Here is a 26,205-nt window from a genome sequence, read left to right as displayed (position 1 = left end):
TCCCTATTTGCCCAAGCTACACACGCTCAATGATCGTCGCAATCCCCTGTCCAACTCCAATGCACATCGCTGCCAACCCGTAGCGGACATCACGACGCTCCATTTCATACAGCAGAGTAGTAAGGATGCGCGCTCCGCTACACCCGAGCGGATGGCCCAAAGCAATTGCTCCGCCATTTACGTTGACCAGATCAGGGTTGACCCCCAGCTCGCGTACACTCGCCACTGCCTGTGCCGCAAAAGCCTCGTTGAATTCGAACAGATCAATTTGCTCCAATGACAAGCCTGCCTGCTTCAGTACTTTGCGCGTAGCAGGTACTGGCCCAATTCCCATTACGGAAGGATCGACCCCTGCCACTGCGGATGCGACGATCCTTGCACGAGGCTTCAAGCCAGCTGCAAGAGCCGCTTCCTGTTCCATGATGAGCAGAGCGCAGGCTCCATCGTTTAGACCACTGGAGTTGCCTGCTGTGACACTGCCATCTGCTTGGAATGCTGGTTTCAGCTTTTGCAGCTGTTCGATGGTCGTCTCCGGACGTGCATGCTCATCGTGTTCAAACAGCGTAACCTCGCCTTTGCGCCCTTTCAGCTCAACGGGAACGATCTCTGCATCCCACTTTCCTTCTGCCAAGGCACGTGCGTAATTCTGCTGACTGCGCAAAGCAAACTCATCCTGCGCTTCACGGCTAATACCGTATTGCTCCGCTACCTTCTCCGCTGTTTCCCCCAAGCTGATCGGTGGATACATCTCTTTCATTTTTTCGTTGACCAATCGCCAGCCCAACGTCGTATCGACCAGCTGCTGATTGCCGCGCTGAAAAGCAGTGCCAGGCTTCATCATCACCAGCGGAGAGCGTGTCATGCTCTCTGTCCCGCCCGCGATATAGACGTGACCTGCTCCGGCTTTGATTGCATTCGCGCTTTGGTTCACAGCCTCCAGACCTGAGCCGCACAGGCGGTTCACTGTCACTCCCGGCACCTCGACAGGCAGTCCCGCCAACAGAAGTGACATACGCGCGACATTGCGGTTGTCTTCCCCAGCCTGATTGGCACAGCCCATGATGACATCATCTACCGTCTTCGGATCGATAGGATTGCGCTCCAGCAGCTTTTGAATAACCAATGCGCCCAGGTCATCCGGGCGCACATCCTTCAACGCACCACCAATACGGCCGATTGGCGTGCGCACAGCATCTATGATGACAGGTGTACTCATTCTTCCACTCCTTCCATGCACGAGGTTTTTTTTCTATAGCGCTTCTACTAACGTGGCCAATCCTTGACCGCCGCCTATGCACAACGAAACGATTCCGTATTTCTTTTGGCGACGTCTCAGCTCGAAAAGAATCGTACCTGCCAGTCGGGCACCGCTCATTCCGAGTGGATGACCCAACGCGATTGCTCCACCATTTACATTGGTTTTCAAGGCGTCCAGTCCCAGCTCGCGCATGCAGGCGAGTGACTGGGAAGCAAAAGCTTCATTTAACTCAAACAGGTCGATTTGCTCTACGGTCATGTTCGTTTCTGCGAGCAGCTTGCGGATCGCAGCGACCGGACCAATGCCCATAATGCGCGGATCAACACCAGCACTGACGAAATGAACGATGCGTCCTAAAGGAGCGACGCCAGTCTTTTGCAGCATTTCTTCATTCATCAAGAGCAAGGCCGCTGCACCATCGTTGATGCCGGAGGAGTTGCCTGCTGTGACACTGCCATCTTTTCGGAAGGCCGGACGCAGCTTGGACAATGACTCCACACTGGAATCTCTTCTTGGGAATTCATCCGTGTCAAACAGCGTTTCTTCCCCTTTTTTCCCTTTTAACGTGACCGGAATGATCTCATCGCGGAACAGACCTGCATCTATCGCGTTGATAGCACGAGACTGGCTCTCTGCTGCAAAACGATCTTGATCCTCGCGACTGATGCCGAATTGCTCCGCCACGTTTTCCGCTGTATCTCCCATGGTCAGATCGCCATAAAGCGAGACAGGAGCAGAACGTGGTCCGCCAAAAGACTCGATCAGCGTCTGTCCGCCACGTTGATACGGCTGCTCGAATTTTTCCATGATGTACGGTGAACGAGTCAAATTCTCTACACCGCCAGCCAGCATAACCTGACTATGTCCTGCCTGGATGGACTGCGCAGCCAAATTGACTGCTTCTAGCCCGGATGCACACACCCGATTCACAGTCAGTCCAGGTATGGTGTCAGGAAGTCCTGCTTTCAACAAACCAACGCGTGCAATGTTAATAAACGGTCCGGCCGATATGACGTTTCCCATGATGACCCCATCCACAATCTCACCGGATTGTCCTGCCTTTGCAAGCGCTCCATTCAAGACAATCGCTGTCAGGTCGTCGATGGGGGTGTTCTTCAGACTTCCGCCCAGCTTGCCGATTGGTGTACGTACTGCTGCCGCTACGTACACCTCCTTGTTAGTCAAGCTCATGCCTCTACACCCACTTTTTCTTCGTACGTGTAGAAGCCTTGCCCACTGCGTACGCCGACACGCCCTGCCAGCACCAGCTTTCGTAATAGCGGCGCTGTACGATAACGCTCCTCGGCCAGATCGCGCTGCAAGCCTCTCGATATCGCAAAAATCTCATCCAAGCCGATGCGATCGGCCCATTCGAGAGGCCCGTATGGGTAGTTGGTGCCCTTTTTCATCGCGATATCGATATCGGTAGCGGTTGCTGCTTTTTCCATCAGGGTAAAGGCAGCCTCATTGATAATGAGTGTTAAAATGCGCGGGAACACGAGACCTACCTCGTCGTTTACGTTTTCCGTCTCTTTCCCGAGCGATTGAAAGAAGCCTTCCGTTGCTCGAATTGTATCCAGCTCCGTTTGCAGGGCAGGGGCAATCTCGATCAGCTCCCGTTCAACCAAGGGCACGAGCGTTCCAAATCCGCAAACGCGTTCAGGATGCTGTGTCCAGGACGCTACTTCTGTCGCTGTAACCGCGAGCGAAGTCGTGATGATCGGTACGTTTGGTGGCAACAGGTCATCCAGCTCGCGTACCTGCCTCTTTTTCGCCTGCATATCGACGCTATTTACTTCCACAGCCAATTCGACCAGCTCCGGTTCCGCCATCGCTTCTGCAAGCGTAAGCACCTGGTAGCCTCTTTCCACCATCAGCTGATTCAACTCTGCGTACAGCGGGCTTGTGCCCACGAGCAATACAGCCTTATTTGTTGTAATCATAGAAGCCTTCCCCCGTCTTTCTGCCCAAGCTGCCGGATTGAACCATTTGTTGCTGAATCCGGCTAGGCTTAAATCGTCCTTCGTGGAAGAAGTCGGTATAGACCGATTTAGTTGTGGCAAAATTGATGTCGATGCCAATCATGTCTTGCAGCTCAAACGGACCCATTTTGAATCCGCCAGCCAGCTTCATGATGCGGTCAATCTGCTCCACATCTGCCACATGATCGCCTAGGATGCGCAATGCTTCGTTATAGTAAGGACGTGCGATTCGATTGACGATAAAGCCAGGGGTGTCCGTCACCAGAACAGGCACCTTGCCCAACTCTTGCGCAAATCGATACGCCACTTCCACATTTTCCTCGCTCGATTTTTTCCCGCGAATCACCTCAACCAAGGGCATGACGGGTGCCGGATTGAAAAAATGAAATCCGAGAATGCGCTCGGGATGCGATAGCCCTCCTGCAATCTCTGTAATCGAGATGGAGGAAGTATTCGTTAGTAAAAGGGCATCCTCTCTGCAAATCCCGCAAAGCTGGCTGAAAATGCTTTTTTTCAAATCTAGACGCTCTGGCACCGCTTCGATAACGATATCGCAGTCTGCCAACTGCTCTATTTCCGAAACGAGATGGACCAGCTCTAGCGTTTCTGTCATTTCTTGCTCGCTGATTTTGTTTTTCTCTACGTCTTTTGTCAGGATCGATTGCAAATAGACAAGCGCTTTATCCAAAACCGCCTGATTCGCATCCAACAGCATGACCTGATGTCCTTTGCGAGCACAGACGAGAGCAATTCCCGCTCCCATTGTTCCCGCCCCGATGACGCCTACTGTTTTCGTACTCACTTGGGCTTGCCTCCCTTCGCCTCTAACGGCCTGTAAAACGAGGCGCACGTTTTTCCATGAAAGCGGTGACCCCTTCTTTGTGATCCTCTGTGCTGCCAGCCGCTTCTTGTGCAAAAGCTTCATATTCCAAGGTCTCTTCCAACCCCATCTCAAGACCTTTGTACATCGTGCGCTTGATCAAACCAATCCCCTTCGTCGGCAGTGACGCCAGCTTGCGGGCATACGCCAACGCATCCTCCATGAAGCTCTCGGCAGGGTACACCTGATTGACCAGTCCTATCCGCAGCGCTTCCTCAGCGGATACCTTTTCCCCCGTCATCGCCAGCTCCAACGCCTTGCCGATCCCGACGATGCGCGGCAAGAAGTAGCAGCCTCCTGAATCAGGAACGAGCCCGATGTTGACAAAAGCATTGACGAAGGATGCCTTTTCCGATGCCAGGCGAATATCGCACGCCAGCGCAACACTCATACCTGCACCTGCTGCTACACCGTTTACCGCTGCGATGATCGGTTTCTCTGTTTTTTGAAACTGGAGGATCATTGGATTATAACGATCCCGCAAGAAACCACCGTAATCCACATCTCCTCCCCCAGAAACGTCACTGAGATCCTGACCCGCATTGAACGCGCGCCCTGCTCCGGTGAGAACGATGCAGCGCACATCCGCATCCTTCTGCGCTTGCTTCAACGCATCGGTGATTTCCTTGTTCATGACAGCTGTAAACGCATTGAATTTGTCCGGACGGTTCAAGGTCACCACTGCTACGCCTTCTGACACCTCATAGAGAATCGTTTCGTACATGGCCGCCTCCTAATTTCCCGTAAAACGGGGTTTGCGCTTCTCCAGAAAAGCTTGCATGCCTTCTTTTCGATCTTCGCTTGCCAAAAGAAGATAAAAGCTGTTTCGCTCGTAATCCATTCCCTCTTGCAGGGGGAGATCACCAGCTTTGTACACGGCTTTTTTGATTACCTGTACCGCGAGCGGCGGCTGCTGGGCGATTTGCTTCGCCAGCTTGAGCGCTTCTTGATAGTACGCCTCCACTGGCACTACCCGATTGACCAGTCCGTATTTCAACGCTTCCTTGGCCGAAATCGGTTCACCTGTGAGCAGCATCTCCAGTGCTTTTCGCTCACCTACCACACGCGTCAGACGCTGTGTACCACCAGCCCCAGGCATGACTCCCAGCTTGATTTCCGGTTGACCAATGACGGCTGTCTCCGAAGCGATCACGATATCGCAGTTCATCATTAATTCACAGCCACCACCAAGCACAAAACCGCTGACGGCACCAATAATCGGCTTGGAGATGAGTGAGATGCGATCCCAAACCGCGAACTGATTGCGCTTCATGATCTCGATGGCTGATGCTTCCGCCATTTCATTAATGTCGGCACCCGCTGCGAACGCCCTCGCGTTGCCAGTCAGGATGATCACCCGAATATCCGGGTCGTGGTCCATTTGCTCCAGCTGGTCAACCAATTCGTCGACGAGCTGCAAATTCAACGCATTTAGAATCTTCGGTCGATTCAACGTAATGATACCGACACCATCTTCACTGGCTACGCTAATATATTCATAGGCCATGAACTGTCACACCCTTTTTTTACAGGAGCTGGTTTACATAGCTGCCTGTGATTTGTTTCGGTTATCCACGACTCGAATCGCTTTGCCTTCGCTGCGCGTCAAGGAATTTGGCGGTTGCACCCGCAGCACCACGGACACGCCCAACGTATTTTTGATGTGATGGCAGATTTCTTTCACCAATGGCGAGAGAGCAGAGCTGTCATTTCCACTGATCTCATTTGCATATGCTGGTGTCAGCTCGCAGTGCACCTCAAAACGGTCGAGGGCACCGTCGCGTTCAATGACGACCTGGTAGTGTGGAGCCAATTGGTTAAACGTAAGCAGAACGGACTCGATCTCTGTCGGGAACACATTGACCCCGCGAATAATGAGCATGTCATCTACACGCCCTTTGATGCGCGACATCCGCATGGTTGTCCGTCCACACTTACAGGGCTCAGGATTGAGGGAAGCGATATCACCCGTGCGATAGCGCACAACCGGGAATGCTTCTTTCGTCAGCGACGTGAATACGAGCTCGCCCTCTTGTCCGTATGGGAGCACTTCTCCGGTATTCGGATCGATAATTTCTGCGTAGAAATGGTCTTCTGCGATATGCAGACCATCCTGCACCTCATGGCATTCAATGGAAACACCTGGCCCCATCACTTCGCTCAACCCGTAAATGTCCACCGCTTTAATGTCGAGCTCATGCTCCAGCTGTACGCGCATTTCTTCCGACCACGGCTCTGCACCAAAAATCCCGTATTTGACACTCGTCTCACGTGGATCGATTCCTTGCTTTTTCATCTCTTCCACGATGTTGAGGACATAGGATGGCGTTGCTGCAATGCCACGTGGCTTGAAGTCCTCGATCAACGTAATTTGACGGGAGGTATTGCCGCCGGATACCGGCACTGCGACTGCCCCCATGTGCTCGATGCCGTTGTGCAATCCCAAACCGCCTGTAAAAAGGCCGTAGCCATACGCGTTATGGAAAATGTCTCCTGGCTCTCCACCCGCACAGCAAATGGCGCGTGCCACGATCTCCGCCCAATTCTCTAGGTCTTTTTTGGTGTAGCCGACCACAGTCGGTTTTCCTTTTGTCCCGGAAGAACCATGAATACGTGCCACTTCCTTCATTTCGACTGCAAACAGATTGAAGGGATAATTTTCCCGCAAGTCTGTCTTTTTCATAAATGGGAGCTTCTGTATGTCTTCGATCGATTGAATATCTTCTGGTTTTACACCGGCCTCATTGAATGCTTTTGTATGGAAAGGAACGCGCTCGTATACGCGTTTGACCGTTTCTTTCAAGCGTGCCAGTTGCAGTTCCGTCATTTTCTCTCTTGGTAGCGTTTCCATTTCTGTATTAAAGATCATGTCGCTTCCCTCATTCCCTTGCGTGATGACTCGGTAGGAGTACTTATTTGAAAATGTTACTCGCCCTTAAAAACTGGTTTTCGCTTTTCGCGAAAGGCTTCCAATGCTTCCAGACGATCTGTCGTGGGAATAATCACTTCATAGCACATTGTTTCGATATCAAGACCTGTCTGCAAATCGACACTGCTTCCGCGATCAATCGCTGATTTTGCCTGATAAACCGCCAACGGAGCATTTGCCAAAATCTCGTTCGCCAGCCCCATTGCCAGCTCACGCAGCTCTTCTATATCTTTTGCAACTGCATTTACAAAACCGATTTGCTGCGCTTCCTCCGCTTGGATGCGCCTGGCAGTCAGGATCAGCTCTTTTGCCTTGGAAGGTCCGATCAAGCGAGACAACCGCTGCGTACCACCCGCCCCAGGAATGATGCCCAAACTCACCTCTGTCAGACCCATTTTGGCATCTGCGACGGCATAGCGGAAATCACAGGCCAGCGCCAGCTCAAAACCCCCGCCAAAAGCAAATCCGTTGATCATGGCAATGGTCGGCTGCGGAAGCCTCTCCAACGCAGTAAATACATCGCGGATTTTGCGGACATTGCGGCGTACCTGCTGTTCCGTTAGTGTACGACGCTCCTTCAAATCTGCCCCTGCGCTAAATGCTCGCCCTTCTGCCTTCACGATGACCACACGAATCTCTTTTGCATCCAACCGCACCTGCTCAATCAAGTTTCCCAGGCGCTCCAATGTATTGTAGTTCAGCGCATTCAGTTCATCTGGACGATTCAGCGTAATCAGTCCTATATGTCCTTCACGTTCAAAGCGAACGCTCTCTTCCATCATCAACGTCCTCCTTGTGCAGGCGGGTTAACACGTGCATACGTACCGGTAGCAAAAGCCACAAGCTTGCCATCACAAGTCACGCGTGCTTCCATCACGATCAAGCTTTTTCCTTGTTTCAATACATGGGATTGTGCCTCTAGTACCTCACCACGTGCAGGGTGCAGGTATTGAATCTTGCTCTCCACCGTCACACATTGCTGTACGCCATCCACATGAGGTGCTGCCCCATGCCCCATTGCCACATCGGCTAGTGTCGCCGTAACGCCTCCGTGTACGACACCTTCGATGCTATTGAACAGCTCGGGGCGAATTTTCAGTGCTACCTTACAGCCCTGTTCATCTCGATGCACGACTTCTATGCCCAGGTAGTGGTTGAATCGATTACGGATCTCCACTGACATCTTTGCCCCCTTTCTCGTATCGTCTTGAAACAGTGAAAGGAGCCTAAGCACGTGGCTTTTGGCATCCTTTCCCCGTTTTATTTTCGCTGTCAGTTATTCGTTTTCGTCGATTTTGACGAAGTAATCACTTTTCCGGTAAGCCAGTGCATCCAGGGTCGCTACCAAGCCATGCTCCGTTTCTACGCGGATACGGTACCAGGCTGTTCGATTGTTTTTCTTCTCTTCGGTCGCGGTTGCCACCAAGCGATTCCCTTTCATGGCAGCAGCCAAAAATCCGATATTCATCGAAAGTGCTACAGATGTTTTTCCATAGGAATTACAGGCCGCTGCAAAAACAAAGTCTGCCAGGGAGAAGATGATTGCGCCATGTGCAGTGCCGTGCGCATTCAGCATATGCTCGGCAACTGTGACTTCCGCAGTCGCCGTTCCTTCTCCCAGCTCAATCAGCTTGATGCCCAAAAACTGTGCAAATGGATCTTGCTTTAGCTTCTCACAAATCTCTGCGTAATGCTTCTGATGGAGCGCTTGTTCGTCTATCAACCTTTTCGTGGTCATGATTAAACGACTTCTGCAAAATGCATGGACACAATTGGTCCGGCGAAGCCACGGAGGTCTTTTCCTGCTGCGCGACCTTCAGGAGATGACAACGCTTCCATCAAAGCTTCTTTCGATTCAAAGTACATTTCTGCCATCAGATGCAGGTCGGATTCTCCCATTGGCGTTCCGTAGATTTTGCTCACTTCCATTTTGATTAAGCCAGGCATTTTTTCTGCCAATGGGCCATGTACCTCGAAATAATGCTTGTCAAAAGCATCAATATCTTCGGGCTTGCGATAAATTGCTACCAATTTCACCATCATGATCCCTGCTTTCCTCAGATTATAGTTGCAATGTGTGACGACTAATTCATATAACGTTATTTTAACGCATGTTAATATTTTTATTATATAAAGCCTTTGTGACAGGTGCAAGTATTTTTCAAAAAGCAAGAAAACTCTGTCGGATTGTATCCTCCCTTCTCTCCATGTTTATGACTGGGAAAAGGCTGACAGAATAGGCTTCGATAGGGTGATTTCGACTTCAGTAATCGGGAAAAGCCCCAACTCGCAGGAGTATCCGCTCCATGAGAAAAGCCCCGTTGAATCCAACGAGGCTCTCGGAATCAATTATTGACCATTCAGTCCGGAATGGGTACGAAAAATGGCTTAGTCTCGCTTCCAATGATGGGAATGGCTCGAGATGAAGTCCGCCATGGATCGTGGCTTTCTTCCTGTAACCCGTTCTACCGTATCGGTTACGCTGTTTTCGGCACCATTGCGAATATGTTCGTCCAAATCTGCCATGAAATCGGCATATTCCATCGCCAAGCCTGCTGTGGCCAGCTTATCCTGCAATGCTTCCTTGCTAATATGTTCATGCTTGATGGTACGTCCAATTGCCGCTTCAATCATCGCAGCTACTTCTGCGTAGCTCAGCGCCTCTGGTCCCGTAATAAAATGATGGGTGTTATGTGGAATCTCGTCAATGAGCGCATGGACTCCAACTTCGGCGATATCATCAGCGTCTACGAATCCGAGCCTTCCGTCACCCGTGGCCGTAACAATCTTGCCCTCCTCCTTGATTGAGTGTCCATGTTGTGCATGAATAAAATTTTGCATGAAATAAGAAGGCTTCAATATTGCCCATTCCGGAGCATGTTTGCTAACTGCTTCATGCAGCCTTCCAAACACAGGACCGTCCTCGGGAATAATTAAAGCGCTAAGCATGACAATGCGTTGCACGCCTGATTTGAAAGCCCGATCCAGAAATGGAAGTACGATCGGAGATGGGTCATACACACCCACTGGTGCTACCAGGTATAGCTTTTTCACATCTTTCAATGAGTCCTCGAAGGTTGCTACTTCATTCCAATCAAAATGTACATGCTCGATGTCGGCGAGAGATGGTTTTGTACGGCTCGCTATACGGGGATGGTAGCCTAGTTCCGTTAGCTTTTTGGCAATACGGCTTCCTGTTGTACCCGTTCCACCTGTGATCAGTATCTTATCCTTACGTTCCATATGATCAGCTCCTTATCCAATCTCAGTTCCCAAACTGATGATCTCTGTTCAAAAACGATTGCATACTGCCACCGAAAGCCTCTATCGCCACCAATGGATTCCAATAATCCTTGTAATGCATAATTTTCTTGTCTTTGATTTGGATAACACTCACGTATTTTTGATTGTACGGCAGTCCTGTAGCCAATCACTTGACCTTCACATTCGTGCCATATCGGCATTAAAAAACGCTGCCATTTCCGTATCATGTGGTACTTGATCAATGGCACTGAGCAGAATGAAGCATTCCTTGCAGCGACTCTCATCCTTGAGTACCGTTACGATTTCACGGAAAATCTCCGCAATGCTTTCCTTCACCGAACCCGGTCGCTCCAAATACGAAATGACGGCAGTCGTCTTCTCTCTCGCGTAATGCTTCACGGCTAAAAGAAAGAGATCTCTTTCTTGCTTCTTCCCATGCTATGAATACTCCCTTCTGTGTTTAGATTATCTTTTTCGGACTGTTTAGTCAAGAATTTTTCAGATCGTTTAGTCAATAATTATTTTTGAAGTATGCCTTAAGCAATAGCCACGTGGGAAGAAGCGAATTTCCAGTCCAAGCGCCTCTGGAGCCCGCCCCAGCGTAGGGGTGAATGGCGGGAGTGATTTTAGCTTCAACCTCTGCGAATTCTTCCTCGAAACTCTACTTTTGAAGCGCTCCCGACATTCATTCCGAAGCGGACAGTCCATTCCCTCAGCGGGGCGTAGGCCGAAGCGTAGACTGGAAATTCGCTTCTTCCCCTCCACTACAGCTACTTACCAAACCAAAACAAAAAAAAGAGGACAGACCCAAAGTCTGTCCTCCCACATCGCTCTATTTCCTAGATCCATACCCAGAAAATAAAGACGAAGATCGCCAACATAATTACAAACAATCCTGCGAAAATACTGATCCGTGCAAACTCATGACCTTTTTGATCCATGTGCATCCAGACATACAGCTGGAAGAACGCTTGAACAAAGGCCAATGCTACGATGAATGGTACGGTAAAACCTGATGGAATTGCTTCATACGCCACCGCAATGAATGCCAGTGCGGTCAATACGAGAGATCCGATGAAAGCAACAATGTGTCTTTTCGGACCATCGTGTTTGACTTTCGGCTTGCGTACCTCTTCATTATGAGCTTGTGCTCCCATAGATTATCCCACCTTTCCACCGATCATACCCATGAGATATACCACGGTAAAGATGAATACCCATACAACGTCGATAAAGTGCCAGTACAGACATGCCAGATAGAACTTCGGTGCAGTTACTACCGTCAGGCCCTTTTTCGTCGCAGATACTTGCAAAAGAATGATCCAGCAAATCCCGAACGCTACGTGAGCTCCGTGGAATCCAACCAATGTGTAGAAGGCAGACGAGAATGCACTCGTTGACATTTTCAATCCTTCATTCACATAGTGTACGAACTCGTAAATCTCCAAAGCAAGGAAGCCGAGACCGAGCAATACAGTGATGGTCAGCCATAGCTGAATCTTCTTCAGGTCTTTCTTGTGCAGAGCCAGCGTAGCCATAACACTTGTCATCGAGCTGGTAAGCAAGAGAAGTGTTGCCACAGCAACGAGATTCATGTCAAACAACGATTGGGACGTTGGTCCACCATTTGCCTGATCACGAAGAGCGATAAATGTTGCAAACAAGGAACCGAAGAGAACTGTCTCCCCACCAAGGAAGAGCCAGAAGCCAAGAACCTTATTCTTGCCTTCAAGGGTGGCTTTTTCCGGTTCGTCAGGCAATACTGCATGTGCGTGATTAGTAGCCATTAAGCCTTTACCCCTTTCTCTTCGAGTTCATCTTCATGAATGTGATAACCTGGATCGTCTTTCACAGAACGGGTAAACATGCAGCCGAGTGTAAAGAGCATTCCAATGACTACGACCACATAGTTGTGGTAGATAAAGCCATAGCCTGCTACGAACAATCCGAGAGACATCAGGAATGGCAAGAACGATGGCGATGGCATGTGAATGTCGCCAATCGGCTCCGCAGGCGTCATGCCTTTGTTACCAGCCATTTTCTCCACCCACAACGCATCCAAACCGCGAACGAGAGGCGTTTGAACGAAGTTGTACTCTGGCGGCGGCGAAGGAATCGCCCATTCGAGTGAACGTCCATCCCATGGATCTGCAGGAGCGCGTTTGGAGCTTTTCGCTGCAACGACTACGTTGATCAAGAATAGGATGGTACCGATTGTCATACCAAATGCACCGATCGTACTGATAAAGTTACCCATATCCAGGTTCTGATCTTTGAGGTATGTAAAGACGCGGCGCGGCATCCCCATCAGACCCAGGAAGTGTTGCGGGAAGAAGGTAAGGTGGAAACCAATGAAGAACGTCCAGAAGTTCCATTTACCGATTGTTTCGTTCAGCATTTTACCGAACATTTTCGGCCACCAGTAGTACAGACCTGCAAAGAGACCGAATACGAGACCCCCTACGATAACGTAGTGGAAGTGAGCAACTACGAAATAACTGTCATGATATTGGTAGTCAGCCGGCGGAACCGCAAGCATAACCCCTGTCATACCACCGATTGTAAATGTTGGGATAAATCCTACTGCAAACAGGTTTGCGGTAGGGAAGCGGATTTGACCGCCCCACATGGTCAACAGCCAGTTAAAGATTTTGATACCTGTAGGAACAGCAATCAACATGGTTGCAAGTCCAAACAGTGTGTTGGCAATTGCGCCCAAACCTGTTGTGAACATGTGGTGAGCCCACACCATGAAGCCCAAGAAACCGATCAGCGCAGTTGCAAATACCATGGAGCTGTAACCGAACAGACGCTTTCTTGAGAATGTAGAAACCACTTCAGAAATGATACCGAATGCTGGGAGAATCAAAATGTATACTTCGGGGTGACCGAAGATCCAGAACAAGTGCTCCCAGATAACAACGTTACCACCTGCGTCAGGGTTGAAAAAGTTTCCGCCGAACAAACGGTCAAACATCAACAGAACCAGACCAACGGTAATCGCAGGGAATGCGAAGAGGATCAAACCGGATGTAATAAAGGACGACCAGGTGAACATTGGCATACGCATGAATGTCATACCTGGAGCACGCATGTTGATGATGGTAACCAGGAAGTTAATACCACCAATCAGCGTTCCGAGACCGGCAATTTGCAAACCGAGTACGTAGAAGTCTACGCCGATTCCACTGTATTGATTCAAAGCCAAAGTGGTATATGATGTCCAACCAGCATCAGGTGCGCCACCCAAGAACCAGCTTGTGTTCAGTAGCACTCCCCCGAAGAAGAATAGCCAGAATCCGAGTGCGTTAACAAACGGGAATGCTACGTCGCGTGCACCGATTTGAAGGGGAACAATCGCGTTCATCAAAGCGAAAATGATCGGCATAACCGCCAAGAAAATCATCGTGGTGCCGTGCATCGTAATTAATTCGTTAAAAGTCTTGGCACCAACCAATTGAAGTTCTGGGTACATCAACTGCAAACGAATCAGCAGGGCTTCCAAACCACCGGCCAAGAAGAAAATCCCACCAGCAATCAGATACAGGATCGCAATCTTCTTATGGTCCACTGTCGTAAGATAATCCCACAGCCCCGAGCGATTTGGTGCATGAGAAGCATGTGCAGACACGGGTTTACCTCCTTTTTAAGCGTCACTGCCTATGACGATTGTCAATGCAATAAGTTTTATGAGGTTTTACTTTACTTTTTTTCGCTTACGCTCAATGTCTCCATGTACTCTACAAGCGCTTTCACTTGTGTGTCATCGAGGTTGAGGTTAGGCATTTTGTTGCCCGGCTTCATTTTTTGCGGATCTTTCAGCCACTCTGCAATGTTTTGAGGCGTATGAGCTTTGATACCTGCTACACGTTCGCGATCTGCAAAGTTAGTCAGGTTTGGACCCATCTTGCCGCCTTTACCTGCCACAGCGTGACATCCCAAACAGCTCTTATCGAAGATTTGTTGACCTTCTGCAGCCAGTGGAGAAGTTGCCGTTACAGGTTCTTTTGCCTGAACGCCCTTCATGTTAGCTACCCAAGTGTCAAAATCTGCTTGTTCCATTACTTCTACCTTGAAGTCCATCAAGGCATGGGACGCTCCACAGAGCTCCGCACACTTACCGTAGTAAATGCCTGTTTTGTCTGCTTGCAACCACATTTTGTTTTCTTGCCCTGGGTTCGTATCGATTTTACCGCCCAATGCAGGAATCCAGAATGCGTGCTTAACATCAGATGCGCTTAATACGAATTGAACCTTTTTGCCAACTGGCAATACCAAGTCTTGTGCAGTTGCTACTCCAAGATCAGGATACTCGAATTCCCACCAGAATTGGTGAGCAGTAACCTTGACTTGAACTGCTTCCTCTTTTGGATACTCCTTGTGCAGTGCGAAACCGGTAGTAACAGTTGGAATCGCCATGATGATAAGGAGCAAGAAAGGAATTACCGTCCAAAGAATTTCAAGTGCATGATTTCCTTCGACCTGCTTAGGAATGCCTTGCTGTCCGGGACGCTTACGATAACGAATAAGGACGTACGTAAAGATCGTCATAACGACAATGAAGACGCCGATCATGATAGCGGAGGACAGCTTCATCAGGTCAAACTGCATCGCAGCTACCGGACCAGAGGGCTTGAGCGCTGAGAGCTCATCTCTGCCACACCCGGTTAACACTAGCGCCAGCAAACCAAATAGGGAAAGCTGACGCCAATACTGTTGCCAACCCTTCATACCTATGAACCCCTCTTTCTTCGTGTTGGTAACGTTCTATCCACGCCTATAACTAGAAGTTTTCGTACTTTTCAATTTGTATTAAGAAATCGCATTCAATACTTTCCACAACTATAATGCCCAAACAAGAAAAGTATTAGCAGCCATTCCAAAAACAAACAGGAAAGTAAGGGGCAGTATTGCACACTTCTACCCAAGCGTGGTAACCATTTAAGTATACATAAATTTTCCTTAATACAAAGGCTATTTGTTATGATTTTGTTAACAAATTTATGAACAAATTTGTGAACTTTGCAGTTAAATGCTACCATGCAACCCAAATAAAAGGAGAATTTCATGCAAAAAAGACCAATTGCACTAGTCACTGGTACCTCAAGTGGCTTTGGTAAACACGCATCTGTCGCTTTAGTCAAGGCTGGTTTTCAGGTAATTGCTGCTATGCGTGATCTAGCAAAAAGAGACCCTCTTGACAAATTGGCGAGCTTACATATAGATCCTGAGCACCTGGAAGTTATTTCCCTTGATGTTACGCATCCGGAACAAATTCAAGATGCGATCTCCTCTATCATCGCACGGCATGGGCGCATAGATCTGTTACTGAACAATGCCGGCTACGCGTTGGGTGGCTTTGCCGAGGAAGTCTCTTCTGAGGAATGGCGCAAGCAGTTTGATGTAAATGTGTTCGGACTGATCGACGTCACTCGGGCAGTCTTGCCTTATATGCGCCAGCAACAATCTGGACGAATTATTAACGTAAGCAGCATCAGTGGGCGATTTGGTTTCCCTGGTCTCTCGCCGTATGCCGCATCCAAGCATGCAGTCGAAGGCTTCAGCGAATCGCTTCGCCTTGAAATGCTACCCTTTCAGGTTCAAGTCGTCCTTGTTGAGCCCGGCTCCTTTCGTACAGCAATCTGGGAAAAAGGAATGCAAGACCAACAGCTTGATGAAGCCTCTCCTTACGTCTCCCAAATGAAACAACTGATGCGTCACGTAGAAGGGATCATAGAAAAGGCACCTGCACCCGACGCAGTCATCTCGACGATTGTCCATGCGGCCACCACTCCCAAGCCGCGATTCCGCTACCCGGTTGGCTGAGGCGTGGCGCTTACAATCGCCGCAAAAAATTGGCTTCCGTGGTCATGGATTGAGCGAATCGTGACAAAGCGATCGTAACGTTTTTCCACAAAAGAACACACCCCCAAGGAGTGTGTTTGCACGTTGAACACTATACACTTTCCGTTCGTCCTGTGCGTATCAGCCAAACATGCTGGATATATTCAGCGACGCCAAAAAATATCGCAACAAAACCGGCCCCGATTGCAGCGATTTGAGCCGTCGGCAAAAACACAATGCTTCCATAAACGATCAAAAAGCCGATAATCAAGTCAAACATGGTCGTCAGCCAAAGACTCCCTGATGTAAGAATCGCCCTATCCAAAAAATATCCGGCGACTGCCAAGACAAATCCGACTCCGACAGACTGATATAGATTTGCGAAATTCACTTCTGGAAAGAGAGCATCTGCCAAAACAACTAACACCGGACTAACGAGCAGCTTCATCAAAAGACCGTCCACGTCTATTTACTCTCCTTTACTGGGGGTGTACTCAGTATGCCCCTCGTTTACTTCAGCCATGTCATGACGCCGTCGTATACCGGCTTGTAAACCATTTCCATCCAATAAACAGGATTGGGGACAACCCCTTTTTCTGCTCCTGCGTACAAGCCAACACTGATGACAAGCAACCCGAGAAAGACAGCGATCTCTTTGCGCTGCCGCTTCCGAATCAATCGGGGCAGCTCGTATGCACAAACCAATATGGACACAACGATGACAGCAAATGTCGACATACAAACTCCCCCTGCCCTATTACACAGTCACTTTTCTTCAAAGGCATTATTGATGGTTCCTAAACGTCTGATTTTCACATCGGCTATGACATGTACAGGCAGCTTGGTAAATTCTTTTTCCCAATTGCTCCCTATCTTTTTCCATACTTTCGGGTATTTCCGATGGATCGCTTCGCCGAATCCATAGATGTCTACTCCATTTTTCTTGGCATTGGCAATTGCTTTTGTCGCCAATGCTTCCAATGATTTTTCCGCCTCTTTTTCCAGTTCCTTGATCGTATCCTTCTCTGTCAGATCTAGCTTGCATTGCACTTCCCCAATATCATTTTCCAAATCGATGTGAACGATGACCTCAGGCGTGCCATTTTTCATCGTTGCCTCTATTCTGGCGTCGGAGCGCATGACTTCCAGCGTCAAGAGTCCTCCCCCCTTGCAGGCCATGCTTCCTACCGTGCTTTTTACTTTGCCTGTAATGTAACTATACGCTTTGCTGTCCGCTTCACTCAGCCAGTTGATCATCTTGTCTCCGCGGAAAGTAGCCAATGTCGTATATTGAAGAAGCACGGGCGTATCTATTTGCTCGACATTTTTTCGCTGGTCTCCCTCCCTTACAGGTCCGGTTAGTCGCACGCCTGTCAAAACAGCTTGTTTCCCTTTGCTGGTAAAGTCAGTAATCAATTGATCCATCGTAACTGCTGCGGTAGGCGCCCATACTTGGGAGGATGTCTCCAAAGAAGCAAACATTTCTGTAGAAGGAATTTGCTCAAGCGGCGTGATCACTCGCAGGATGTTGCGTGCCGTTGTTCCTCTAGCGATGGCAATATAAAAGTCAGTCCGAAACTCATGGTCACGCGAGACAAAATCGACGACAGGAGCGATCCCTTCTCTCGCGACCTCCTCGCCAAATATGAGCATCCGGGTGTGCGCCATATAAATTTTCCGTGGAGAGATCGTGGTCATTTTCCGCACAGCCTCAAAAATCGTCGGAGCGTTCATCGTAAAGAGAGTAACCGGCGAGCGTCCAGGCTTCCCCTTGTTGGCCGCGACCTCTGCAGGGTCTACTACTTGAACCGAAACTTGATAGCCTCCTTGCACTTTATCAATACCGATCCCGACAGCAATCGCCAAATCGTTCAGTTCTTTTCGATCCCAACAACCAGCTAGGATAATAACGAGCACGATGCAGAGTAGAACTTTTATCCCTTTCACTGGTGCCCACTCCTTTACATGCTGTGGAAAGCCTCTTACTTCTGCGGTGGTAATGGCTTTATCCCTTTGGATTGGCGGCGCAAATTGTTTTTGGTAATCGATTCAGGCCGTTTGTCCAAAGCCCAGCGAGGCAAGCGAAAGATCGTGTCTCTTTGCTCTTTCAAGGAAAACGGAGCAAACGATTCCATATACGGTACGCCAAACGAGCGTAGACTGCATAAATGCAGCACTAACGCAAGTATCCCTACAATGATTCCGTATATGCCAAAAGAAGCAGCCAGTACCATCAGGGGAAAACGAAGAATTCTCACGGTAATCGACATGTTGCTCGCTGGGAAAATAAAGCTGGATATTGCCGTAATCGAAACCACAATGACCATCGCTGCCGAAACAATCCCCGCTTCTACCGCTGCTTGTCCGATGACCAGTGTTCCCACGATAGAAATGGCTTGACCTACTGCACGCGGCATGCGGATTCCAGCCTCTCGCAATATCTCAAAAGCCACTTCCATCATGATCGCCTCAACAAAGGCTGGAAATGGCACTCCTTCTCGCTGTGCCGCCAAACTGATCAGCAGCTGTGTCGGGAGCATCTCTTGGTGGAAGGTCGTAATGGCGATATAGAGAGAGGGAGCAAGCAACGCGATTAAAAAACAGGCGAATCGCAGCATGCGAATCAACGTACTAAAATCAAAGCGCTGATAGTAGTCTTCCGCTGAATGGAAAAACTCAACAAAGAGAGAGGGCACGGTCAAAACAAAAGGAGTCCCGTCTACAAGAATCGCTACGCGCCCCTCTAATAGATTCGCGGCCACTACATCCGGGCGCTCCGAGTTAGAGATGGTGGGGAAAGGCGTGTAGGCTTCGTCCTGAATCAGCTCCTCAATCATTCCGCTTTCCATGATGCCATCGATGCTGATTCGATCCAGTCTATTGCGTACTTCTTCTACAACATCTTCTTCTACAATCCCTTTCATATACACAACTGCGACTTCTGTCTTGGTTTCCTTGCCGATTCTGTTGATTTCAATCCACAGCTTTTCACTGGAGATCCGTCTCCGCAGCAGCGTAATATTCGTGCGAAGTGTCTCCGTGAAGCTTTCCCGCGGACCACGAATGACTGTTTGCGATGACGGCTCGGTGACTCCTCGATCCTTCCACTCCTGCAAACCGATATGAATTCCTTGCGAGCAGCCATCCACGAGAATGATGACACAGCCGGACAGCAACGCTGTAAACAATGTAGGAAAGTCGAATACATCCCCCATATCCCCTACGGTCAGGACGGATTCTTTTAAAAAGGGAACGAACTCGTCTTCGTGTATCCCTTCCCATTCCTTCAAGCGCATTTTGTATAAAAGGCTATCGATTAATACGGCTTGTACCAGATACGAATCGACCATGCCATCCGTATACAAGACAGCTCCCCTAACAGGTTTTAGGCTATTTAGGATTACCTCACGAATCACTATGTCATTGCTGTATCCGAGCGATTCTTTTATATAGTGAACGTTGTCATCTAAGCTGCAACCAATCTGAGCCATTCGGATTGCTCCTCACATCGGCAATTATGACCACAGTTTCTCCGATTGCTCCCATTACTAAACAAAACGGTCATGATCGTTTTCACAGAAAAAGACCTCGCACTCATTTAAGAGGACAAGGTCTTTAGAATAAGTTCTACACTATGGAGCAGGTGTTTGTGCATCACCTGGCAATGGTGCATCGTCAAAGGACGGGTCGTGCCATTCTACTTTGTGTTTTTCCTGAAGCGTATTTAACCAGGTACCGTAGTTCTGACTGCGATTTTGGTCAGTCAGCATCATCTTGATCTGATCTTTCACTTTATCAAACTCAGGTGCCGGTGACCCCAGCTGTTCTTTATTTGTATCATAATAGGTTTTGATTTGCTCCTCGGTAACCGGGAATGCTTTATCCAACAACTTATCCCGTGTCATGAGCACGTGCAACTTATCCCGCAGCTGGGCCTCGGTCATTCCCATACTTTTCAAGTAGTTTTGGAATGCCTCAGGTGAACCTACCTGTTGTTTCATCGAATCAATCTCTTTATCCATATCTTCTTGCGACACCGCGAGGTTTTGCGCCTTGGCTTCCTGCTTGATTAAGGCTTCCGCAACAAGTTCATGTATCATTGGTTTTCCGTACATTTTCTTCATTTCACTGTAAAGCTGATTTTGTGTAATGGAGGTATCGCCAGCCGTTACCAATACAGGGTCATTGCCTTTTGCCCATGATTGATAAAAACCTAAAACAGCTAACCCTGTTAATAATATGGCAACCGAAAGCATGGAAATATCAAACTTCTTCACTTGGATATCCTCTCTTTCTATAATCTGCCCTCCAAGTATAGAAAGAAGTTACGGTAGAAAAATGGAAAGCGTATTACACAACTTTTCCACATTCTAAACATATTATGCGCTACATAAAAAATCGGGTAAAAAAAGAGGAGAGAACGGAGGCGATGACAGGACCTAAAACTGCCCAAACCTGTAAAAAGCGTTCTTGTTTCCTGTCTTTTTCTACTTCCATAAACTGAGCGAGTGCTTCCTTGTCCCGATTATCGTTAGACAGTAACTGCAAGATAATATCTTTGTCTTTTTCCGTCTTCTCTACTTTCGTTTCTAACTCAGTCTGCAGCTTGTTCAAAACTTGCAGTACATCATAACGCACATCCTCCATGCGTCCCAATCGATGTTCAATTCGTTCCAACCACTTCGTGACTACTATCATTTGTCCCTCAAGATGATCGATTCGTTCTTCGAATTTGTCTAATTTCAAATAGATGCGCTGTATATGCTGATCCATATCTTTCTGATTTTCATATGGTCCTGCTGTCATAGATTACACCTCCCCCGTCCGTCCTTTATACTACTTGTTTATGTAGCGGAGAGGAGCATTGCTTGTACGGTTATCCCTCTTTGTTCAGTCTCGTGTAAAAAAAGGCGGCAAACAAATGTATTTCCAAATCCTGAATTCAGCTAAAATAGATGGAAGACTATCTAGCATTTCTCTCAAATAAATGGGGACATGACCGTTTATTCACAAAGGAGGATACCATGACAACCTTGTTGGAGGTAAAAGGGGTAACGGGTGGGTACTCTTACAACCACGCTGTAATTAAAGACGTCTCCTTTCACATACGCGAAAAAGAAATTGTGGCGCTAATCGGGCTGAATGGCGCAGGCAAAAGCACGACAATCAAGCATATTTTAGGACTCTTGGAACCAATCGCAGGTGAAATCAGCATTGCGGGGAAGACTTTTCAATCAGACCCCGAAAACTATCGCTTGTCTTACGGGTATATTCCCGAGTCTCCCATTTATTATGAAGAGCTTACGTTGTGGGAGCATATCGAGTTAATGGCCATGAGCCATGGACTAGACCAGGAAGCTTTTTATGAACGAGCACGTCCTCTCTTAAAGGAATTCCGCATGGAAGAAATGAAAGACCGATTTCCCCAGCAGTTTTCCAAAGGGATGAGACAAAAGCTCATGATCATGATGGCATTGCTCGTACAACCGCCTCTGTACATCGTGGATGAACCGATCCTGGGTCTGGACCCTCTGGGGATTCGTTCTCTTCTCACGTGGTTGAACCATTGCAAGGAGCAAGGGGCTGGCATTTTGATGTCCACACATATTTTAGCGACTGCCGAGAAGCATTGTGACCGATTCATCATTTTGCACAAAGGCGAGATTAGAGCACAAGGAACGCTAGAGGAGCTTCGTCGTATTACAGGGCTCCCAGATAGCTCCTTGGACGACATATACTTGCATATCGTAGAGGATGACGGCCAGTGAAAATAGACGTCGATCAATTATTTCGCAAACGGTTCCATGCCTTTTCAGTAGAATTCATTCGGTATGCCCAGTACATGGCGAATGGCGGTTTGGCGTTCGTCGGGATCTTTTTGATGGGGTTGCTCGCCTTCTACTACCGCAGCATCATCGCGATGATTCCACCCTGGTTCCCTTTGCCGTATGCCATGGCCCTCGTGATTGCTTTTGTCGTGGTGAGAACCCCCCTGCGCACGTTTTTGCTGGAAGCGGATTTGCTTTTTTTGACTCCGCATGAAGTAAGACTGGATCGCTATTTCCGCAAGGCGCTCGTTTACAATTTTGCCATTCAGAGCATGGTGGTGTTTATCGTCCTGCTCCTGCTCATGCCTATGTATACAGGGGTCGTAGGCGCTCGAGGCGTGCAGCTGTGGTTTTACTGGGGCGTTCCCCTGCTCTTGAAGGGCTGGAATATTTACAGCAGTTGGACGTTCTTACGTTTGCCAGATCAGAAGAAGATCGGATTCTATACACTCGCTCGATTTCTCTTTTCGTATATCCTCCTCGCTTGGGTCTTGAGTGAAGGACAATTCTTGCGCATGGGTCCTATCCCCTTTGGTGTACTAATCTGCGCTGCGCTCTTGATTTGGCTCCATTCACGAATGTTGACCTATAAGAAAAAACATTCCGTACAATGGTATCGCCTGCTGGCCATCGAAAGCGGCTTGCGTCACCGCTTTTATCAGTTCGTGAACAACTTTAGGGATGTCCCGGCCATGCAGCACCAAGTGAAGTCACGCTCGTGGCTCATTGCCCTGACGAAATGGCTGCCTTACCGTCAATCAACAGCAGGACGTCATTTGTTTGCCAAAAAATTTATTCGATCCGGTGACTTTGCGGGTATGTACTTCAGACTCATTCTGCTTTCAGGCTTCGTGGTCCTGATTTTGCCAGGCCCATATGCAAAAATCATTGCCGGCCTGCTTTTTCTGTTCATGACGGCTAGCCAGATCGGCAGCCTCTGGCGGCATCAGCAAAAGCGCAACGGGTATTCGATCTTTCCGATTCGGGATAGTCAGTTGAAACAGTCATTTGGCTGGCTGCGCATGGTACTATTAGGTGTGCACAGTGTAGTTCTTGTGATCATTGGGATTTTGTAGTGTAAGCTTGACGTTATATGAAAAGCCGCGTGGAAGAAGCGCATTTCCAGTCCAAGCGCCTCTGGAGCCCGACAAAGCGGAGGGCTGAATGGCGGGAGTGGTTTTAGCTTCAACTCTGCTAATACCTCATCGAAACCTCTACTTTTGAAGCGCCTCCCGCCATTTAGCTCGGAGCGGACAGTCCCCACCCCTTGCGGGGCGGAGGCCGAAGCGTAGACTGGAAATGCGCTTCTTCCCTCCACTACAGCCACAAAAAAACAGCTCTTCTCGGCATCATCCTGCCAGTAGAAGAGCTGTTTTTTCATTTATAGATAAAGTAATTTGTCTACAATCGGAACGTATCCACCTTGCTACGCAGCTCCTGAATGCTGTCTGTCACCTGCTCCGTTTCAGACACGAACTGATCAACGTTTCCACTGACCTCATGCATTGTAGCAGATACTTCTTCCGTAGCTGCTGCTGTTTGCTCCGAGATGGCAGTAACCGTCAACACGGATTCATTCACCTTGTTCTGACCTTGCTTCATCGTCTCTACACTTGCCATGACATTCGCAAGCGACGTCTTCAAGGTATGCGTCATGTCAGACAGGGCTGTAATGCCTTGTGTGACGGAATCCAAACGCTCTGTACCCGCATTGTAGCGATCCAGCGTTGCATTTGTCTTTTCCGTTGCTTGTCTTACCTGATCTTGAATGTCTTTGATGCTCTCCTGAATGACGTGGGTTGCCGCACCTGTCTGTTCAGCCAGCTTGCGAACTTCTCCCGCTACCACAGCAAAGCCTCTGCCCGCTTCGCCAGCACGCGCACTCTCGATGGCAGCATTCAACGCCAACAGATTGGTTTGTCCGGCGATTTGCTGAATCGTTTCAATCACGTCGTTAATTCGGCTCGATTTTTCTTCGAGAATCGCCATTGTATTTTGTACTTCATGAAATTGTTTGTTCGTCTCTGTTCCATCTGCCAAAAACTCTTGCAATACTTTGTAGCTGCTCTCTCCGATATCGGACACCCGGTTGGATACTGCATCCATCTCGTCAATCGCCGTATTCAATTCAGACAGCTCGCTCAAGAATTCTTGAACCGTTTGCACCGTCATCTCCATCGCAGTTGCTGTCTGCTCATTCCCTTGCGCAATCTCCTCGCTGGTAACCACGATATTTTTGTTTTGCTCGCGGACAGAGTTGGCCCCTTCCCGAATGGAATTCGCCATGCTGTCAATATGCTCGGTCGTCTCTTTTACTCCGCCAATGATTTGACGCAGCTGTGTCGTCATCTCACCAAAAGCAACGACAATTCGGCCAATCTCGTCTTTTTTGTTGGAAACTGAAATCTCTGTAGACGTAAGATCGCCAGAAGCAATGCGCATAGACGCCTCTTGTACAACTTGCAGTGGACGCAGCATCTTTTTGATCAAGAAGAATACAGCAACCAAAGCAATAATCGTTACGACAATCATAGCGAGAATGATGCGTGGCATGGTTTCATCCAAAACCTGATCATTAATTAGTTCCACTTTGTCGGCCGCAGTATCCACACCAAGCACCGCAATCACTTGACCAGATGGATCTTCAATCGGTGCGAATGCACTAAGGTAGTCCCCGTATACAGGGTCTTTGACGATTGGCGTACTGTTCGATCCGCCTGCCAGAACAGGAGCAATATCAGCCATACCGGTAGAGGTCGTCTCTTGACCGATTGCAGATGCTCCCTCTGCTCCTTTCTCCGTTCCATCCACCATAATCTTTACTTTTTCATCGTCTGTATGAAGAATATAAACATAAAGGGCACCTGTTTTTTCGGTGTACTCAAGCAGCGTATTTCGGATAGACCAATAGTCGTCAGATTCTTGTGGCTGAGATATAAATTTCGCAATCTTCTCTGAATCAAGCCCTTGGGAGATATGCAATGCTGTATTGATGCTTGAGCGCGAGAGTGTCTTTTCAACAGTGGCTACGCTGTTTTCGTAAATCATGATAATATTGATTGCCATCATGACGGCAATGATCACCGCTACAAGAGCAACGACCCGTGTTGCCAAGCTCTTACTCATCCTGTTTCACTTCTCCTTCGCCGGTTACGATATGTGTATAAAAAAAGCACCCAAAAAGGGTGCTTTTCCTAAACACTCCCTACCAGTCTTATCGACAATCGGTAGTGATTTAATTAGGACTTTTGTCGGGCAATCATGAGAAATCGATGGGTAGGAATATCGATGTACCCAACCGCTTCAATTTTGTGGTGCAGATCGAGCAAGGCATCGGCGTACTTTTCTACAGTAAAGTCGCGAATCTGCCATTCGATAGCCTTCAAGTAGTAAACAATAGCACCTATGTCGTAAAAACGTGAAAAGCTCATTTCCTCTCTTTGCTCCACAATCGTAAGACCAGCTTCCTCCAGTTCGTTCACTGCATAGTCCAGGTTCCAGTGCAAGTAATCTGGCGGAATCGGAGCGCCCAGCAATCGATTCAGGTCGAGATTGTCTTGACCGCCTACTTGCTGCGTAACAAATGTGCCCCCTGGCTTCAACAGGCGCTTCATTTCAGATGGCAAATAGGCTTCATGTCGATTGATAATCAAGTCGAGTGACTGATCCTCAAAAGGCAATATCTCTTCCCCATCTACCGGAAATACACGAACACCCAAGGGCTCCAGATTGGCTTTCGCCACCGCTACATTCGGCTTATAGCCTTCTGTCGCATATGTCTCCACAGGGAACGGCGCAAGCGTAGAAAACAGTTCTCCACCACCTGTTCCCATTTCCAGCATAGAGCGAATCCCGAGCATGTTCTTTTTCACGATATTTACGTAGTTCCAGCCAAGTGGTGCATCCTGCATCCTGCCTGTCGCAGTCAATCTGGCAAAATCCCACCCAGCGAATGGTGCCTCCACTTCCTCTTGAAAGCTTTTGATCCAATCCTTATTTTCCATGTCTGCTTCTCCTCTCGTTTTTACCAGTCTGTTCACTTTCAAACCAGACGAAGCAGGAGGAGCTCGAGCGCGTTGTTATGTTTGTACAAAATCAAAGGACATAAAAAAAGTCGTCCCCTTCCCAATATTCTGATAAACCGAAAATGAATACCAAAATGGTAACGTATATCCTTTATGTAGATCAAGTGCACTTCTCCGACTTAAGGCGGAGTGAAA

Annotated in this window: 27 protein-coding genes and 2 pseudogenes; 3 read left to right on the top strand and 26 right to left on the bottom strand. The window is 48.5% G+C overall.

Going from position 1 to position 26,205, the window contains the following annotated elements; all coding sequences use genetic code 11:
• Positions 1-16: 16 nt before the first annotated feature.
• The 18 genes and pseudogenes from FB479_RS20480 to coxB all read right to left on the bottom strand — a co-directional run bounded on the left by FB479_RS20480 (position 17) and on the right by coxB (position 15,044).
• The gene (locus FB479_RS20480; RefSeq protein ID WP_106656168.1) at positions 17-1,216 is read right to left on the bottom strand and encodes a thiolase family protein; all 1,200 of its coding nucleotides are present in this window, start codon (positions 1,214-1,216) and stop codon (positions 17-19) included.
• Between the two features lie 33 nt (positions 1,217-1,249).
• Positions 1,250-2,449 carry a thiolase family protein gene (locus FB479_RS20475; protein ID WP_142066531.1) on the bottom strand — a complete coding sequence of 400 codons (1,200 nt, stop codon included), beginning with the start codon at positions 2,447-2,449 and terminating at the stop codon, positions 1,250-1,252.
• A complete protein-coding gene (locus FB479_RS20470; RefSeq protein WP_142066530.1) occupies positions 2,446-3,201 on the bottom strand; it encodes a 3-hydroxyacyl-CoA dehydrogenase family protein in 756 nt (251 codons plus the stop codon). The genes FB479_RS20475 and FB479_RS20470 overlap by 4 nt, the downstream gene beginning before the upstream one ends.
• Positions 3,185-4,042: a 3-hydroxyacyl-CoA dehydrogenase family protein gene (locus tag FB479_RS20465; protein ID WP_142066529.1), complete on the bottom strand. Its 858-nt coding sequence runs from the start codon at positions 4,040-4,042 to the stop codon at positions 3,185-3,187. Before FB479_RS20465 ends, FB479_RS20470 begins: the two co-directional genes overlap by 17 nt.
• Before the next feature lie 22 nt (positions 4,043-4,064).
• The gene (locus FB479_RS20460; RefSeq protein ID WP_087347614.1) at positions 4,065-4,844 is read right to left on the bottom strand and encodes an enoyl-CoA hydratase-related protein; all 780 of its coding nucleotides are present in this window, start codon (positions 4,842-4,844) and stop codon (positions 4,065-4,067) included.
• Positions 4,845-4,853: 9 nt separating this feature from the next.
• Positions 4,854-5,627: an enoyl-CoA hydratase-related protein gene (locus tag FB479_RS20455; RefSeq protein WP_142066528.1), complete on the bottom strand. Its 774-nt coding sequence runs from the start codon at positions 5,625-5,627 to the stop codon at positions 4,854-4,856.
• Positions 5,628-5,660: 33 nt separating this feature from the next.
• Positions 5,661-6,989 (bottom strand): phenylacetate--CoA ligase PaaK, encoded by a 1,329-nt coding sequence (gene paaK, locus FB479_RS20450; protein WP_142066527.1) that lies wholly within the window; start codon positions 6,987-6,989, stop codon positions 5,661-5,663.
• A 56-nt stretch (positions 6,990-7,045) separates the two neighbouring features.
• The gene (locus FB479_RS20445) at positions 7,046-7,831 is read right to left on the bottom strand and encodes an enoyl-CoA hydratase-related protein (protein ID WP_174769457.1); all 786 of its coding nucleotides are present in this window, start codon (positions 7,829-7,831) and stop codon (positions 7,046-7,048) included.
• The gene (locus FB479_RS20440; protein WP_016741459.1) at positions 7,831-8,232 is read right to left on the bottom strand and encodes a PaaI family thioesterase; all 402 of its coding nucleotides are present in this window, start codon (positions 8,230-8,232) and stop codon (positions 7,831-7,833) included. Before FB479_RS20440 ends, FB479_RS20445 begins: the two co-directional genes overlap by 1 nt.
• A gap of 93 nt (positions 8,233-8,325) precedes the next feature.
• Positions 8,326-8,787: a PaaI family thioesterase gene (locus FB479_RS20435; RefSeq protein WP_106656161.1), complete on the bottom strand. Its 462-nt coding sequence runs from the start codon at positions 8,785-8,787 to the stop codon at positions 8,326-8,328.
• Between the two features lie 2 nt (positions 8,788-8,789).
• A complete protein-coding gene (locus tag FB479_RS20430; RefSeq protein WP_007723387.1) occupies positions 8,790-9,089 on the bottom strand; it encodes an EthD family reductase in 300 nt (99 codons plus the stop codon).
• 348 nt (positions 9,090-9,437) lie between these two features.
• Positions 9,438-10,292: an NmrA family NAD(P)-binding protein gene (locus FB479_RS20425; RefSeq protein WP_142066526.1), complete on the bottom strand. Its 855-nt coding sequence runs from the start codon at positions 10,290-10,292 to the stop codon at positions 9,438-9,440.
• A 22-nt stretch (positions 10,293-10,314) separates the two neighbouring features.
• Positions 10,315-10,498 (bottom strand): annotated as a pseudogene (locus FB479_RS20420) (nuclear transport factor 2 family protein); the annotation flags it as partial.
• Positions 10,491-10,712 (bottom strand): hypothetical protein, encoded by a 222-nt coding sequence (locus FB479_RS20415; protein WP_142066525.1) that lies wholly within the window; start codon positions 10,710-10,712, stop codon positions 10,491-10,493. The gene FB479_RS20415 and the pseudogene FB479_RS20420, both read right to left, overlap by 8 nt.
• Before the next feature lie 440 nt (positions 10,713-11,152).
• Positions 11,153-11,470: a cytochrome C oxidase subunit IV family protein gene (locus FB479_RS20410; protein ID WP_106656160.1), complete on the bottom strand. Its 318-nt coding sequence runs from the start codon at positions 11,468-11,470 to the stop codon at positions 11,153-11,155.
• Between the two features lie 3 nt (positions 11,471-11,473).
• On the bottom strand, positions 11,474-12,100 hold the full coding sequence (locus FB479_RS20405; RefSeq protein WP_106656159.1) for a cytochrome c oxidase subunit 3: 627 nt from the start codon (positions 12,098-12,100) through the stop codon (positions 11,474-11,476).
• On the bottom strand, positions 12,100-13,944 hold the full coding sequence (gene ctaD, locus FB479_RS20400; RefSeq protein WP_106656158.1) for a cytochrome c oxidase subunit I: 1,845 nt from the start codon (positions 13,942-13,944) through the stop codon (positions 12,100-12,102). Before ctaD ends, FB479_RS20405 begins: the two co-directional genes overlap by 1 nt.
• Before the next feature lie 71 nt (positions 13,945-14,015).
• On the bottom strand, positions 14,016-15,044 hold the full coding sequence (gene coxB, locus FB479_RS20395; protein ID WP_106656157.1) for a cytochrome c oxidase subunit II: 1,029 nt from the start codon (positions 15,042-15,044) through the stop codon (positions 14,016-14,018).
• A 336-nt stretch (positions 15,045-15,380) separates the two neighbouring features.
• Between coxB and FB479_RS20390 the strand changes: the two are divergent.
• Positions 15,381-16,217 (top strand): annotated as a pseudogene (locus FB479_RS20390) (SDR family oxidoreductase).
• 52 nt (positions 16,218-16,269) lie between these two features.
• On the opposite strand, the gene FB479_RS20385 reads toward FB479_RS20390, so the two are convergent.
• The 6 genes from FB479_RS20385 to FB479_RS20360 form a co-directional block, all read right to left on the bottom strand.
• Positions 16,270-16,620: a DUF2512 family protein gene (locus FB479_RS20385; protein ID WP_017251586.1), complete on the bottom strand. Its 351-nt coding sequence runs from the start codon at positions 16,618-16,620 to the stop codon at positions 16,270-16,272.
• Between the two features lie 47 nt (positions 16,621-16,667).
• A complete protein-coding gene (locus FB479_RS20380) occupies positions 16,668-16,895 on the bottom strand; it encodes a hypothetical protein (RefSeq protein ID WP_142066524.1) in 228 nt (75 codons plus the stop codon).
• A gap of 27 nt (positions 16,896-16,922) precedes the next feature.
• Positions 16,923-18,104 carry a Ger(x)C family spore germination protein gene (locus FB479_RS20375; RefSeq protein ID WP_142066523.1) on the bottom strand — a complete coding sequence of 394 codons (1,182 nt, stop codon included), beginning with the start codon at positions 18,102-18,104 and terminating at the stop codon, positions 16,923-16,925.
• A 35-nt stretch (positions 18,105-18,139) separates the two neighbouring features.
• Complete coding sequence (locus FB479_RS20370; RefSeq protein ID WP_142066522.1) at positions 18,140-19,648, bottom strand: spore germination protein; 1,509 nt, start codon at positions 19,646-19,648, stop codon at positions 18,140-18,142.
• 141 nt (positions 19,649-19,789) lie between these two features.
• Positions 19,790-20,434 carry a SurA N-terminal domain-containing protein gene (locus tag FB479_RS20365; protein WP_106656151.1) on the bottom strand — a complete coding sequence of 215 codons (645 nt, stop codon included), beginning with the start codon at positions 20,432-20,434 and terminating at the stop codon, positions 19,790-19,792.
• Between the two features lie 109 nt (positions 20,435-20,543).
• The gene (locus FB479_RS20360) at positions 20,544-20,963 is read right to left on the bottom strand and encodes a hypothetical protein (protein ID WP_106656150.1); all 420 of its coding nucleotides are present in this window, start codon (positions 20,961-20,963) and stop codon (positions 20,544-20,546) included.
• Between the two features lie 218 nt (positions 20,964-21,181).
• On the opposite strand from FB479_RS20360, the gene FB479_RS20355 reads away from it, so the two are divergent.
• Together FB479_RS20355 and FB479_RS20350 are read left to right on the top strand one after the other, a co-directional pair.
• Positions 21,182-21,925 (top strand): ABC transporter ATP-binding protein, encoded by a 744-nt coding sequence (locus FB479_RS20355; RefSeq protein ID WP_142066521.1) that lies wholly within the window; start codon positions 21,182-21,184, stop codon positions 21,923-21,925.
• Positions 21,922-23,061, top strand: coding sequence for an ABC transporter permease (locus FB479_RS20350; RefSeq protein ID WP_142066520.1), 1,140 nt, complete (start codon positions 21,922-21,924; stop codon positions 23,059-23,061). The genes FB479_RS20355 and FB479_RS20350 overlap by 4 nt, the downstream gene beginning before the upstream one ends.
• Before the next feature lie 325 nt (positions 23,062-23,386).
• Here FB479_RS20350 and FB479_RS20340 read toward each other — a convergent pair whose 3' ends face one another.
• Both FB479_RS20340 and FB479_RS20335 read right to left on the bottom strand, forming a co-directional pair.
• Positions 23,387-25,111 carry a methyl-accepting chemotaxis protein gene (locus FB479_RS20340; protein WP_142066519.1) on the bottom strand — a complete coding sequence of 575 codons (1,725 nt, stop codon included), beginning with the start codon at positions 25,109-25,111 and terminating at the stop codon, positions 23,387-23,389.
• A 113-nt stretch (positions 25,112-25,224) separates the two neighbouring features.
• A complete protein-coding gene (locus FB479_RS20335; protein ID WP_142066518.1) occupies positions 25,225-25,989 on the bottom strand; it encodes a class I SAM-dependent methyltransferase in 765 nt (254 codons plus the stop codon).
• Positions 25,990-26,205: the final 216 nt, after the last annotated feature.

The sequence above is a fragment of the Brevibacillus sp. AG162 genome (genome assembly GCF_006715575.1).
GTDB lineage: Bacteria > Bacillota > Bacilli > Brevibacillales > Brevibacillaceae > Brevibacillus > Brevibacillus brevis.
Note: the sequence above shows the minus strand (reverse complement) of the source record. Positions and strands in the feature narration are given on the sequence as shown.

Bases quoted from the DNA above. Each gene is read 5' to 3' on its own strand.
- FB479_RS20370 (WP_142066522.1), bottom strand. From the start codon at position 19,648: ATGGCTCAGATTGGTTGCAGCTTAGATGACAACGTTCACTATATAAAA.
- FB479_RS20405 (WP_106656159.1), bottom strand. From the start codon at position 12,100: ATGGCTACTAATCACGCACATGCAGTATTGCCTGACGAACCGGAAAAA.
- FB479_RS20340 (WP_142066519.1), bottom strand. From the start codon at position 25,111: ATGAGTAAGAGCTTGGCAACACGGGTCGTTGCTCTTGTAGCGGTGATC.
- FB479_RS20445 (WP_174769457.1), bottom strand. From the start codon at position 7,831: ATGATGGAAGAGAGCGTTCGCTTTGAACGTGAAGGACATATAGGACTG.
- paaK (WP_142066527.1), bottom strand. From the start codon at position 6,989: ATGATCTTTAATACAGAAATGGAAACGCTACCAAGAGAGAAAATGACG.
- FB479_RS20410 (WP_106656160.1), bottom strand. From the start codon at position 11,470: ATGGGAGCACAAGCTCATAATGAAGAGGTACGCAAGCCGAAAGTCAAA.
- FB479_RS20475 (WP_142066531.1), bottom strand. From the start codon at position 2,449: ATGAGCTTGACTAACAAGGAGGTGTACGTAGCGGCAGCAGTACGTACA.
- FB479_RS20435 (WP_106656161.1), bottom strand. From the start codon at position 8,787: ATGACCACGAAAAGGTTGATAGACGAACAAGCGCTCCATCAGAAGCAT.
- coxB (WP_106656157.1), bottom strand. From the start codon at position 15,044: ATGAAGGGTTGGCAACAGTATTGGCGTCAGCTTTCCCTATTTGGTTTG.
- FB479_RS20480 (WP_106656168.1), bottom strand. From the start codon at position 1,216: ATGAGTACACCTGTCATCATAGATGCTGTGCGCACGCCAATCGGCCGT.
- FB479_RS20430 (WP_007723387.1), bottom strand. From the start codon at position 9,089: ATGGTGAAATTGGTAGCAATTTATCGCAAGCCCGAAGATATTGATGCT.
- FB479_RS20355 (WP_142066521.1), top strand. From the start codon at position 21,182: ATGACAACCTTGTTGGAGGTAAAAGGGGTAACGGGTGGGTACTCTTAC.
- FB479_RS20360 (WP_106656150.1), bottom strand. From the start codon at position 20,963: ATGACAGCAGGACCATATGAAAATCAGAAAGATATGGATCAGCATATA.
- FB479_RS20470 (WP_142066530.1), bottom strand. From the start codon at position 3,201: ATGATTACAACAAATAAGGCTGTATTGCTCGTGGGCACAAGCCCGCTG.
- FB479_RS20460 (WP_087347614.1), bottom strand. From the start codon at position 4,844: ATGTACGAAACGATTCTCTATGAGGTGTCAGAAGGCGTAGCAGTGGTG.
- FB479_RS20335 (WP_142066518.1), bottom strand. From the start codon at position 25,989: ATGGAAAATAAGGATTGGATCAAAAGCTTTCAAGAGGAAGTGGAGGCA.
- FB479_RS20455 (WP_142066528.1), bottom strand. From the start codon at position 5,627: ATGGCCTATGAATATATTAGCGTAGCCAGTGAAGATGGTGTCGGTATC.
- FB479_RS20440 (WP_016741459.1), bottom strand. From the start codon at position 8,232: ATGTCAGTGGAGATCCGTAATCGATTCAACCACTACCTGGGCATAGAA.
- FB479_RS20425 (WP_142066526.1), bottom strand. From the start codon at position 10,292: ATGGAACGTAAGGATAAGATACTGATCACAGGTGGAACGGGTACAACA.
- FB479_RS20380 (WP_142066524.1), bottom strand. From the start codon at position 16,895: ATGTCGACATTTGCTGTCATCGTTGTGTCCATATTGGTTTGTGCATAC.